Source organism: Clavibacter sp. AC415 (assembly GCF_979252985.1).
Window position 1 is genome coordinate 1 of sequence record NZ_CEEDAR010000020.1, and the last position, 12,103, is coordinate 12,103.

7 protein-coding genes and 9 pseudogenes are annotated in these 12,103 nt (G+C 75.5%); 7 read left to right on the forward strand and 9 right to left on the reverse strand.

The annotated features are described in order from the left end of the window. The 8 genes and pseudogenes from ACZ411_RS13660 to ACZ411_RS13695 all read right to left on the reverse strand — a co-directional run. Positions 1–616 (reverse strand): annotated as a pseudogene (locus ACZ411_RS13660) (LLM class flavin-dependent oxidoreductase); the annotation flags it as partial. A gap of 84 nt (positions 617–700) precedes the next feature. Next, the gene (locus ACZ411_RS13665; protein ID WP_464171341.1) at positions 701–1,315 is read right to left on the reverse strand and encodes a hypothetical protein; all 615 of its coding nucleotides are present in this window, start codon (positions 1,313–1,315) and stop codon (positions 701–703) included. Positions 1,316–1,498: 183 nt separating this feature from the next. Beyond that, positions 1,499–1,573, reverse strand: a pseudogene (locus ACZ411_RS13670) (hypothetical protein); the annotation flags it as partial. A gap of 222 nt (positions 1,574–1,795) precedes the next feature. Beyond that, positions 1,796–2,110, reverse strand: coding sequence for a transcriptional regulator (locus ACZ411_RS13675; RefSeq protein ID WP_464171234.1), 315 nt, complete (start codon positions 2,108–2,110; stop codon positions 1,796–1,798). Continuing rightward, positions 2,103–2,348, reverse strand: a complete 246-nt coding sequence (locus ACZ411_RS13680; protein ID WP_464171235.1) for a hypothetical protein — start codon at positions 2,346–2,348, stop codon at positions 2,103–2,105. Before ACZ411_RS13680 ends, ACZ411_RS13675 begins: the two co-directional genes overlap by 8 nt. Positions 2,349–2,614: 266 nt before the next feature. Beyond that, positions 2,615–3,578, reverse strand: a pseudogene (locus tag ACZ411_RS13685) (quinone oxidoreductase family protein). A 32-nt stretch (positions 3,579–3,610) separates the two neighbouring features. Beyond that, the gene (locus tag ACZ411_RS13690; RefSeq protein WP_464171236.1) at positions 3,611–3,847 is read right to left on the reverse strand and encodes a hypothetical protein; all 237 of its coding nucleotides are present in this window, start codon (positions 3,845–3,847) and stop codon (positions 3,611–3,613) included. Between the two features lie 303 nt (positions 3,848–4,150). Then, positions 4,151–4,753: a hypothetical protein gene (locus ACZ411_RS13695; protein ID WP_464171237.1), complete on the reverse strand. Its 603-nt coding sequence runs from the start codon at positions 4,751–4,753 to the stop codon at positions 4,151–4,153. A 462-nt stretch (positions 4,754–5,215) separates the two neighbouring features. Here ACZ411_RS13695 and cysK point away from each other — a divergent pair. The 7 genes and pseudogenes from cysK to ACZ411_RS13730 all read left to right on the forward strand — a co-directional run. Further along, positions 5,216–6,160: pseudogene (gene cysK / locus ACZ411_RS13700) on the forward strand (cysteine synthase A). Between the two features lie 2 nt (positions 6,161–6,162). Continuing rightward, positions 6,163–6,750, forward strand: a pseudogene (epsC, locus tag ACZ411_RS13705) (serine O-acetyltransferase EpsC). A gap of 172 nt (positions 6,751–6,922) precedes the next feature. Then, positions 6,923–7,549, forward strand: a pseudogene (locus ACZ411_RS13710) (TrmH family RNA methyltransferase). Positions 7,550–7,596: 47 nt separating this feature from the next. Then, a pseudogene (locus ACZ411_RS13715) lies at positions 7,597–7,953 on the forward strand (GrpB family protein); the annotation flags it as partial. Positions 7,954–8,062: 109 nt separating this feature from the next. Then, a complete protein-coding gene (locus tag ACZ411_RS13720; protein WP_464171332.1) occupies positions 8,063–8,230 on the forward strand; it encodes a GrpB family protein in 168 nt (55 codons plus the stop codon). A gap of 2,503 nt (positions 8,231–10,733) precedes the next feature. Further along, positions 10,734–11,136 (forward strand): annotated as a pseudogene (locus ACZ411_RS13725) (RidA family protein). Positions 11,137–11,193: 57 nt separating this feature from the next. Beyond that, positions 11,194–11,415, forward strand: a pseudogene (locus ACZ411_RS13730) (hypothetical protein); the annotation flags it as partial. On the opposite strand, the gene ACZ411_RS13735 reads toward ACZ411_RS13730, so the two are convergent. Then, entirely contained in the window at positions 11,305–11,907 is a 603-nt protein-coding gene (locus ACZ411_RS13735) for a hypothetical protein (RefSeq protein WP_464171238.1), read from the reverse strand. The pseudogene ACZ411_RS13730 and the gene ACZ411_RS13735 sit on opposite strands and share 111 nt — an antisense overlap. Between the last annotated feature and the right edge of the window lie 196 nt (positions 11,908–12,103).

Consider the following 12,103-nt stretch of genomic DNA (forward strand, 5'->3'; position numbering starts at 1 on the left):
TGGATCACGCTCGACGTGAGCAGGCGGAAGCCGTTCTCGCCGGCCCAGACCGCGGAGCGCGTGCTCGCGGCGCCGTACCAGATCCGGTCGGCGAGGCCCGCGGCGTGCGGCTGCACGGTGGAGGCGTACTCCTCCTGGCCCTCGCGGGAGGCGGCGTCGCTCACGGTCGCGCCGCGCACGAGGTCGCGGAAGCGGAGGAGGCGGTCGTAGCCGAGGTCCTCGAGGTCGGCGGTGGCCGGGTAGATCGCGTCGCGGTAGGTGTCGAAGCGCATGGGCGTGCCGACCGAGAAGCCCGGCTGGACGCGGCCGCCGGCGAGGAGGTCGACGGTCGCGAGGTCCTCGGCGAGGCGGAACGGGTTCTCCGCGCCGATGGGCGTCACGGCCGTGCCGAGCTGGATGCGGCTCGTGCGCTGCGAGGCCGCGGCCATCACGGCGACGGGCAGGAGATGCCGTGCTGGAGGTGGCGGTGTCGGAGCCACGCGCTGTCGAGGCCGAGCTCCTCGCCGCGCTCGATGATCCGGAGGGTCGCCTCGTGGCCCGCGGCGGGATCCGCCGGGTCGAACGTGCCGATGGTGAGGAAGCCGAGGCGCTTCAGCGGGGTACTGGATGCGGGCATGCACCGAAACGCCAGGCGTGCGGCCCGGGCTCCCGCCCGTCCTCCGGCGGGCACGGACCGTCGAGGGTCCGGCGCCGGCCGGGCTCAGGACGTCGCGGGCGACCAGCCGAGCGCCGGGCCGAGGTGCTCGGCGACGTCGGTCAGGATCCGCGCGAGGTCGCCCGCGGGCAGCCCGGCCGGGAGCGCGATCGCGAGCTCGTCGGCGGCCTGGACGGCGGGGTCCGCGAGGAGCGCGGCGGCGAGCTCGTCGGAGGGGCCCACGAGGTCGGGCGCGCGGACCATGCTCGACGCGGCCCCGGGATCCTCCGACTGGTCGGCGCGCCGGGCCCGCTCGGCGCGCGCCGCCGCGTCGGCCGCGTACCGGGCCCGCTGCTCGGCGGATGCGCCCTCGGTCGGCACCACGACGAGGGCGAGCGTCACGTGCGCGGTGGCCGGGTCCGGATGCGCGGCGCGGTAGGCGTCGATGAGGGCGCGCTGGTCGGCCGCGAAGCCGGAGCCGCCGCCCGATCCGCGCTCCGTCACGTCGGAGGCGAGCAGGCGGAAGCCGTGCGATCCCGCCCACGCCGCCGTGCGGAGGGTCGCCGCGCCGTAGGCGAGACGGTCCGCGAGGCCGGGGGACGTCGGCTGCACCGTGGGGGTGAGGGCGTCGTCGTCGTCCTCGTCGTCGGATCCGTCGGGCCGCTCGTCCGCGCCCGGCACCCGCGCAGCAGCTCGCGGAAGCGCAGGAGCCGCTCGCGCCCCGGCTCCTCGTGCTCGGCCGTCGTCGGATGCACGGCCCGGTCGACCGCGGCCACGCGCTCGGGCTGCCGACCGACAGGCCGGGCGCAGGCGGCCGCCGGAGAGGAGGTCGAGGGTCGCGAGGTCCTCCGAGAGACGGAGCGGGTTCTCGGCGCGGACCGGGATTGAGGCGGTGCCGAGCCCGATGCGGCGCGCGCGCTGCGAGGCGGCGGCGAGCATCGCGACGGGGAGGAGATCGCGTGCCGCAGGTGGTCGGGCCGGAGCCACGCGGTGTCGAGGCCGAGCGCGTCGCCGAGCTCGACGAGCCGGAGCGCCTCCTCGAGGCCGGTGGCGGGATCGACCGGGTCGAGGGGGCCGGTGGTGAGGAAGCCGAGGCGCGTGGGCGCGGATCCGGGTGCGGGCATGCGACGAGGGTAGGTGCTCGGGCTGCGGGTCCCCCGGTCAGCCGTCGGCGCCGGCCCCCGCGATCTCGGTCAGCGCGGCCAGGTGCCCGTCGAACGCCCGCCGGCCGGATGCGGTGAGCGACAGCCAGGTGAGCTGCCGCTTGTCCGCGCGCCCGGCCGATGAGGCCTTGCGCGAGGCGACGTAGCCGCTCTCCGTCAGCTGCCGGAGGTGCTTGGACAGGCTGGCGTCGGCGACGGCGCCGAGGGTGTCGCGCAGGACGGCGAAGTCGATCTGGTCGACCCGCCGGAGGATCCCGCAGATGCGGAGGCGGACGGGGGCGTGGATCAGCTCGTCGAAGGCGGCCTCAGCCACGGCGGCGGATCCCGTCGACGGCCGCGCGGAACGCCAGCGTCGACAGCCAGGTCACGAGGCCGAAGGCGGCCAGCGCGGTGAGCGCGACGGCCCAGCCGAGGCCCTGCGCGACGAGGCCCAGCGAGATCGAGAACAGCACGAGGCAGCCGAGGAGCGCGGCCGCGACGAGGAGCACCGCGCGCAGTCCGACGCCGCGGAACCGGATGCCCGTGCGGCGGCGGATGAGCACCAGCAGCACGACCGCGGCCGCGATGAGCAGCCAGGAGGTCCGCGGCGGCTCGTATCCGGCGCCGGGAGAGGGTCACGGCCTGGGCGACCCAGGCGAGGGCGATGGCCCCGAACCCCGGCGAGGTGCCAGCGCGGCACGGGGATGCGGGCGGCCAGGGCCTCGCGGTCGGAGTGGAGGCCGTCGAGGGCGGCGGCCGCGTCTGCTGCTCGATCATTTTCCATGAGGAAATCTACATCTGGTTTTCCTCCATGGCAAGCGATCGGCGGGCTCGCGTGTCAGGGGATGAGCACGATGGAGCCCGTCGTGCGCCGGGCCTCCAGATCCTCGTGGGCGCGAGCGGCATCGGCCAGCGGGTACGTCGCGCCGACGCGCACGTCGAGCGAGCCGTCGAGGACGGCCGCGAAGAGCTCGCCCGCGCGCCAGCGCCGCTCCTCGGCGTCGAGCAGGAAGTGGGCGAGGGTGGCGGGCGACCCGAGAGTGATCCGCCGGAGTTCAGGCGCTGCAGGTCGAACGGCTACACCTGCCCGCTCGCACCGCCGAAGAGCACGAGCGTCCCGCGGATCCGCAGGCTGGCGAGCGAGCCGTCGAACGTGTCGCGGCCGACGCCGTCGTAGGCCACGTCGACGCCGCGGCCGTCGGTCAGCTCGCGGACGCGCACCGGCACGTCGTCGTAGCCGAGCACGTGCGTCGCGCCCGCCGCGCGGGAGAGGGCCGCCTTCTCCTCGTTCGAGACGGTCGTGATGACCTCGACCCCGCGGTCGGCGAGCAGCTGCGTGAGCAGGAGGCCGACGCCGCTGGCGCCCGCGTGCACGAGCGCGCGGTCCCCGGGGCCGGCCGGGTAGGAGCTCGTCGCGAGGTAGTGCGCGGTGAGGCCCTGGAGCGGGAGCGCCGCGGCGGTCTCCATCTCGACGCCGTCGGGGACGGGCAGGAGGGTCTCGGTGCGCACCAGCGCGTGCTGGGAGTAGGTGCCCTCCGCCTCCGCCGTGGCGACGCGGTCGCCGACGTGGACGCCGCTCACGCCGTCGCCGAGCGCCTCGATCACGCCGGCCGCCTCGGATCCCGGCACGTACGGGTGCGCCATCGGGTACACGCCGCTGCGCCGGTAGGTGTCGATGAAGTTGACGCCCGCCGCGTGCACGCGGATCCGCACCTCGCCCGGCCGGGATCGGGCACCGGCCCGTCCGTCAGGGTCATGACCTCGGGCCCGCCGGGCCCCTCCACCTCGATGCGCGCGCTCATGGGTCCAGCCTGCCGTGCCCGCGGACCCCGAGTCACGCGTCCCGCGGTGGACCGTCCCTCTCGTCGTGCTCCTGCTCCTCGTCCGCGCCCGCTCGGGCGCCGGTATGCTCGGCGATCTTCCGGCTGTACCCATCCATCGCCCGCTCGTCAGCGGTGTGACGGATCTCCTCGACGTCGGGCGCGAAGGTCTCCTTCCTCAGATCCCTCAAGGCCACCCACTTCTCGCGGAACGGGCATCGGTGTCGCCGGGGCGCCAGGGGCGCGACCACGCGAGCTCGACCGTCTCCACCGCCGTCATCGCGGTCGCGAGCACCACGGAGGCCGTCCCGGGCAGGAGGAAGCCAGCCAGGGCGCATGCGCTCGTCGCACCCGCGAGCCATGGCACGAGGGCGAAGCCCCGTCGCCGGGGACCAGGCTGCGACGTCGGAGGACGAAGGGCCGTTCCGCCGCCACCGTCACGCAGATGTTGACCGCCGTGAGCAGGATGCCGCCGATGATCGCGGAGAGAGTGGGGCTGCCGAGGCCGAAGATCCGAGTCCCCCCGAAGCAGATCACCACCACCAGTGGCATCTTCAGGAAGGCGACGGAGAAGGACCGACGACGCCAGACGGGTGGTGGCTCCCATGTCGAGGGCGCGCGGTCGTCGTGGAAGGGCTCGCCGGACTGCATGTCAGACGTCCATGGCGGCGGCGCCGAAGCATGCCGATACGACGCCGTCGACCCCGAGGAGCGCTTCGATGATCTGAGTCGCCTCTGGATTCCTCGGCGGCCGCCCGGCCGCAGCGGATGGCCAGATAGATGTCGTAGGCGCTGCCGAACAGCGCACGCGCCTCCCTGATGAAGCTCACCACCGTGAACACCGGCAATCCGCACTGCGCGATGACGCCGGCGATCGACGTGGCGCAACCGATCCAGTCGATGGTGAGTCGAGCCGTCGAAGCGGAGCCGCGGAGATCCGTCGCGAGCGCGCCGCGTCCCGTGCCGATGAGGTAGAGCGCGTCGTCCGCCGCTGAGGACCGGGTTGCGTCGCCGGTGTCGGACGAAGCAGTCACCCGATCGATCGCGCGGCTCAGCCGCCGCTCGTAGTCCGGTGTCGTGCGGGGGTCGGCCGACTTGACGTCGTCGGGCAGAGCGTCCAGCACAGCGACGAGGCCGTCGAGGTCGGCGTCGCTCATGGCGGGGGCGGAGGCCAGGAGGGTTGCCGGTGTCGTCGGGGGCGGCGGCGCCGACGCCCGCGTGCACGACCCTTGATCTGGCGCTGCGCGGCTTCCGGCACGGTACCGGGAACCGCTCCCGAGGCTGCGGTCACGGCCCCGACCAGCGAGGCAGCGGTGACGACGAGCATCATCGTGAGTGGACGCGCGGGGATGGGCATCCCTCTCCTTCGTGAGCAGGAGGGATCCCGGTTCGGGTGCGGATGACGGACGCCGCGGGATCGCCTCGGGATGGTCGCGCGCATCCTGGCCCGGGCGCCACCGGCGGCGGCGGCCTTCTCCACAGGATGTCCAGGCAGAGCATCCGCCGCCCAGGAATGCCGCCGCGACACACGCGGTTGGGCTCCCATAGGCTCGACGACGAGCAGGTGCTGGCGGCGGATGCGCCCCGCACCGACCCGGATCACGACGAAGGTGGAACCCATGGCAGGTCGCGTCTACGACGACATCACCCAGCTGGTCGGCGGCACGCCGCTCGTCCGGCTCAACCGGCTCACCGAGGGCCTCGACGCTGACGGTGCTGGTCAAGCTCGAGTCGCACAACCCCGCATCCAGCGTGAAGGACCGCATCGGCGTCGCGATCATCGACGCGGCCGAGGCGTCCGGGCAGCTGAAGCCGGGCGGCACCATCGTCGAGGGGACGAGCGGCAACACGGGCATCGCGCTCGCGATGGTCGGCGCGGCACGGGGGTACAAGGTCGTCCTCACCATGCCGGAGACCATGAGCATGGAGCGCCGGCTGGTGCTCCGGGCCTACGGCGCCGAGATCGTGCTGACCCCCGGCCCCGAGGGCATGCGCGGCGCCGTCGAGCGGGCCAAGCAGATCGTCGACGAGACGCCGAACGCCATCTGGGCGCAGCAGTTCGCGAACGCGGCGAACCCGCAGAAGCACCGCGAGACCACGGCCGAGGAGGTCTGGGCGGACACCGACGGCGCCGTCGACGTGTTCATCGCGGGCGTCGGCACGGGCGGCACCATCACGGGCGTGGGGCAGGTGCTCAAGGAGCGGAAGCCGGGCGTGCAGATCGTGGCGGTCGAGCCGCTCGACTCGCCCATCCTGAACGGCGGCAAGCCCGGCCGGCACAAGATCCAGGGCATCGGCGCGAACTTCGTGCCCGAGATCCTCGACACCGAGGTGTACGACGAGGTCGTCGACGTGTCGCTCGAGGACTCCATCCGCGTCTCCCGCGCGCTCGCCACCGACGAGGGCATCCTCTGCGGCATCTCCTCCGGATCCATCGTCTGGGCCGCCCTCGAGATCGCCAAGCGCCCCGAGAGCGCCGGCAAGACCATCGTCGCGATCGTGTGCGACTACGGCGAGCGGTACCTCTCGACCGGCCGGCCCTGTTCGACGACCTGCGCGACTAGGCGTGGGAGCAGTCGCCCGCGTCGTCGAGGACCTCCTGCTCCGCCCGCGCCCACGATCCGGCCGCGCGCGGGTACCTGGAGATGGTGCTCGGCTACCCGGGGCTGCACGCCGTGTGGCTGCACCGGGTGTCGCACGCGCTGTGGCGGCGGCGGATCCGGCTCCTCGGCGCGGCTGCTCGCGCAGGTCGGGCGGGCGCTGACGGGCGTCGAGATCCACCCGGGCGCGCGCATCGGCCGGCGGCTGTTCATCGACCACGGCATGGGCGTGGTCATCGGCGCGACGGCGGAGGTCGGCGACGACGTGCTCGATGTACCACGGCGTGACGCTCGGCGGGAAGAGCCTCGTGCGCGGCAAGCGGCACCCGACCGTGGGCGACGGGGTCACCATCGGCGCGGGGGCGAAGCTGCTCGGGCCGATCACGGTGGGCGCCGGCAGCGTCATCGGCGCGAACGCGGTGGTCGTGAAGGACGCACCCGTCGGATCCGTGCTCACGGGCATCCCGGCCGTCGAGACGGGGAGGCGGGCGGGCCGTGGGCCCGACGCGCACGTCGACCCGGCCTTCTTCGTGGACCCGGGGATCTACATCTGATGCCGGAGCCGGAGCCGGAGCCGGAGCCGGAGCGGGAGCCGGGGGTCGGGGCGGCCAGCGGTGCCGGGGAGCACAGCGCGGGGGAGCACGGCGCCGCCGGGGCGGGGACGGCGCCGTCGGGGAGCGCAGCGCCGCCGAGCCGACACCGACCGTCGAGCTCTCCACCCACGGGGTGGGACCGTGGCCGGGCGCCGGCCCGAGGAGTGGCCGGACGAGCCGCACCTCGACCGGGAGCTGCTCGAGCGCGGCGACACCCGCAACGTCATCGACCGCTACCGCTACTGGCGCACTGGACGCGATCGTCGCCGACCTCGACGAGCGCCGGCACCCGTTCCACGTCGCCATCGAGAACTGGCAGCACGACATGAACATCGGCTCGATCGTGCGGAGCGCCAACGCGTTCGCGGCCGACACGGTGCACATCGTCGGCCGGCGCCGCTGGAACAAGCGCGGCGCCATGGTCACCGACCGGTACCAGCACGTCGTCCACCACGCGACGATCGCCGACCTCATCGGGTGGGCGGCGGGCGAGGGCCTGCCGGTCATCGCGATCGACAACGTCGCCTGCACGGCTCCGGTGCTCCTGGAGACCACGGCGCTCCCCGAGCGCTGCGTGCTCGTGTTCGGGCAGGAGGGGCCGGGCCTCAGCGACGAGGCGATCCAGGCCGCCGACATGACCGATCGGCGCACCCCGCAGTTCGGGTCCACCCGCTCCATCAACGCGTCCGCGGCCGCTGCGGTCGTGATGCACGCGTGGGTGATGCAGCACGTCGCGTTCCCGGGCGGCGGCGCGACCTGACGCCGAGTGCGGGGGCGGGGCGGGCAGCCTGGCAGGATGACCCGGTGATGCCCGACCCCGACCCCGACCTCGACCGCGACACCGCCCGCGACCCCGACCCCGCCGGTCGCCCCGCCCGCCGCCGCCCGGACGTGACCGGCCTGGAGCTGGTGGGAGGCGCCGAGGCCCTGGAGGTCCCGCTCCGCGAGCACGACCCGGCATGGGCGGACGCCTTCCGGGAGCACCGCCGGCGGATCCTCGCCGCGGTCGGCGACGTCGCGCTCGCCGTCGAGCACATCGGCTCCACGTCCGTGCCCGGCCTCGCGGCCAAGCCCGTGGTCGACCTGGTGCTCGTGGTGCCGGACATCACGGCGGAGGAGGATCACGTGGCGCCGCTGGTCGCCGACGGGTACGTCCTCCGGGTCCGGGAGCCCGGGCACCGGCTCGTGCGGACGCCCGCGCGCGACGTCCACGTGCACGTCTACGGAGGAGGGCGCGGACGCCATCGGGGCCTACCTCCTCCTCCGCGACCGGCTGCGCTCCGACGCCGCCGACCGGGACCTGTACGCGCGCACCAAGCGGGCGCTGATGACGCGCCGCTGGGACGACGTGAACGACTACGCGGAGGCGAAGTCCGAGGTTATCGGCGGGATCCTCGCGCGGGCGCGGGCGTCCCGGCCGGCCTCGCGGACGGCGCCCTAGGCGTCGCGGGGATCGGCCGCCGCCGGGTCCGGCGCGGACGCGGACGCGGACGGCCTGAGGCAGGGACACCCACAGGTCGACGTCGTCGCCGGCGTCGAGGCCGAGCGCCGCGGCCGTCTCGTCGGGGGAGGACGCGACGAGGGAGATCGCCGTGCGGGAGCGGGGCTGCGCCGCGCGGATGACGATGCGGCGGGACCGGACGGGGCCCAGCAGCTCCGCGACCTCGTCGAGGAGCGCCTCGCGCGCGTCGGCCGGGACGTCGTCGAGCCCCCCGTCGTCGAGCACCTGCACGACGGCGCCGCGGCGCCGGTGCCGGAGGATCGCGGCGCGCGTCGCCTCGTTCAGCAGAAGGCGGCCGCGGATCTCGTCGCGGAGGGTCTGCTCGACGACGCGGCACTCCGCGCGCACGGCCGCGTCGAGGTCGCCGCCCTCGTCGATGATGCGGCGCAGCAGCGGCGCCGAGTCCCGGGTGCGCGGCGCGGAGCCGCGCGTGCCGCTCCTGCTGCGACGCGTCCAGCTCGGCCCGTCGGGCCAGGGCCTCCCGTTCGGGCCGGCGGCGGCGACGCGCGTGGCCTCGGTCACGCGATGGAGCGCGCGGTGCATCATCAGGCCGCCGATGACGAGGACCACCTCGCCGGCGAGACCGAGGCGGATGATGCCCGCGGGGCCGGCCCAGACGCCGATCGCGACGACGAGGCACGCGGTCGCGGCCAGGGGCGGGAGCCGCTGGCCCGCCATCCACACCAGGGCGCAGCCCGCGAGGACGCCGCAGGTGAACCAGGAGATCGTGACCGAGTCGACCTCGTCGGGGGAGACGCCGAGGGTCGCGACGCCGCAGATCACGGCGCCCACCGCCGCGAGCGACCAGGCCGTGGGTGTGCGCATCGCACCGCGGCGGGCACCCCGCACGATCGAGGGCAGGACCGCGGTCCCGAGGATCGCCGCGAGGAGCGGACCGACCGCCTGGAAGAAGAACGCGGCCTCCGGCCGTCGCGACGAGGACCGCGACCATGACGAGCGCCGTCAGCACCCCGGAGAGCGCGTGCCGCGGGATGAGCGTGACGCGGGTCGCGGCGCCTCCGGCGTCCGGCGTCGGGGCCGGCGGCGCGGGGCGCCACGCGATCACCACGGAGGTGCCGCGGCCCGGGGTCGAGCGCACGTCCGCCGACGCGCCGACGCGCAGCAGGCGCTCCACGAATTCGACACCCGGACCCCGAGGCTGCGCGGGAGCGAGGCTCGTCCGGGTCGAACCCGCAGCCGTCGTCGCTGATCCGGATCCGCAGGCCGCCGCCGGCGGACGCCGTCGCGGTCCGCGGTCCGCACGGCACCCGGCCCCGCGTGCAGGACGCTGTTGGCGATCGCCTGGAGCATGGCGGACACGACGGCCTCCGCCCACGGGGGACGGCAGCTCGACCGCCCGGGCGGCGTCGAGGTCGAGGTGCGCCTGGCCGGCGAGCGGCGCGAACAGTTCCTCCCGCTCCGCGGACGCGAGCGCCTCTCCGAACCGGACCGTTCCCCGGCGGCCGACGAGCGGATCCTGGGTGTCGGACACGATCTCGAGCGCGGAGCGCGCCATGGGCACCGCCCGGTCGCCGAGGCCCTGCGCGGCGGCGAGGAACGCGGCGAGCACGGTGTCGTGCAGCAGGGCGTCCGTGCGGACGCGCTGCGCGGCGATGGCGGCCTCGCGTCGGCTGGTCTCGAACTGCTCCTGCGCCCGCCGGCCGGCCTCTGTCCGCGCTCCGCGCCCGGACCCGCAGCTCCCGGACGCCCACGACGAGGCCGGCCGAGAGGATCGCGAGCCAGACGCCCTGCGCCGCCAGGTGGTCGGACGGCATCCGGCCGACGTGGACCGCGACCAGCAGCACGAGGACCCCCGCGCAGCCGAGCCCGGCCGCCAGCGGGCGCCGCGTCGCGAGCGCGATGCAGCTGAGGACGACGGGCGACAGGCCGATGAGCCACGGGAGGGGGAGCGGGCCGGGCAGACGGCGGGCGCGCCGAGCCGGAGCGGCTCCAGGAGGAGCAGCGCGACGTAGACGACGGGGACGGCGCGCAGCCACCCGCGGGCGGGCATGCCCGGGCGGAGCAGGGCGAACGGCACCAGCGCCACGAGGAGCGCCGCGAGCAGGAGCGCCACGACCGTGAGCGCCATCCGCGACCCGGGGTCGTCCGACAGGAGCCGGGGGAGGGACAGGAGGACGAGCAGGGCCGCGACCACGGCCGTCGTCCGGACCATGCCGCGCTCGACGCCGGTCCGCAGCGGCATCGCATCGTCACCCGCCGCGGGCGCGTGATCGACGGAGCGCGCCGTCGCCGGCGCGTCCCCGGTGCGGCCGGGGGCGGGAGCGCCCGTCGGGGCGCGCGCGCTCGGCCGCGGATCCCCCACGGCCGCCATGCCCACACGCTAGGGCGTCGGGGCCGCAGGGGCCAGTCCCCGTCCGGGCCGTGCCGCCCGCTCTGGCAGGCTGGCGGCGGGCGGCACCCGCCGCACCGGGACGGGAGACCCATGACCGCCGTGACCCTGATCCGCTCCGCCGCCCTCTCCGGCGTCGCCGAGTACGCGTACGCCGCCACCGCCCCGGCCGGCGCGCGGCTGGTGTTCCTCGCCGGATCCTGCCCTCGACGCTGACGGCCGCACGGTCGGCGTCGGCGACCACGCCGCCCAGGCGGCCCGCTGCGTCGAGAACCTGCGCACCGCCCTCGAGGCGGCGGGCGCCTCGACGGCCGACCTCGTCAGCACCCGCGTCCTCGTCGCGTCGAGCCGGCAGGCCGACCTCGTGACGGCATGGGAGGTCGTGCGCGACGCGCTCGCGCTGCACTACCCGCCGAGCACGCTCCTCGGCGTCACCGTGCTCGGCTACGACGACCAGCTCGTGGAGGTCGAGGCGGTCGCGGCCGTCCTCGACTGACGCGTCGGCCGATCCGCCGATCCGCGACGAGCGGGCTTGCTCCTGACGCAACGTCATGTGGTCTGCTCGGGAGCACATCCCCCCTTGACCCCGAGAGGACCGCCATGCACCCGTTCCCGGCCCCACCCCGCCAGGTCCAGATCGGCGACGCCGCGGCGTTCGTCGGCATCACCCCCCTGGTCGATCCGGCACTACCACCAGATCGGCCTCCTGCCGGAGCGGCAGCGCGGCGCCGACGGCCGGCGCCGGTACGGCTACGGGGAGATCATCCGGCTGCTCTGGATCCGGCGCATGGCCGACGCCGGGATCGCCCTCGACGACATCCGCGACGCCTTCGACGGCGGCGCACCCGGTGGCGGCGCACCCGGCGGTCCCGCGTCCGACGGCGCCGCGGAGGGGATCGCCGACGTCCTCGCGCGGTTGGAGGACGCCCTCGCCGCGCAGGAGGCCGAGCTGCAGCGGCAGCGGGCCCGGGTGCAGCGCATGCGGACCCTCGGCGACCGGCTGGGACTGCTCGACGGCCTCGTCTCCGGCCGCCTCGAGGGCGCGCCCGCGGGCTCGCTCCGGCAGGACGACCTCGACGCGCTCCTCGTCACCGAACGGATCTTCGGCCCGCTCGGCGCCGCGGTGCAGGCCGGCCGCTTCCTCGCCCTGGCCGCCGATCCGGCGCTGCGCGCGGAGTCCGACCGGGTCGACGCCGCCGAGGAGGCCCTGGACGACGCGGTCGCGGTCGACGACCCGCGCGTGGCGCAGGTGGCGGCCGAGCGGCACGCCTTCGAGACCGAGCTGATGCGCGTCATCGAGGAGTCCGGCCAGCCGGAGGAGGACGACGCCCTCTTCGCGGCCTGGGACGCGCGCACCCGCCCGAGGAGGCGGCCGCCGCACGCGCCCGCCCGACGGACGGCTCCCGCGCCCGGAGCGCGGCGGACGTCATCCGGAGCATGCCCTACGACCTCTCGCCGGCCCG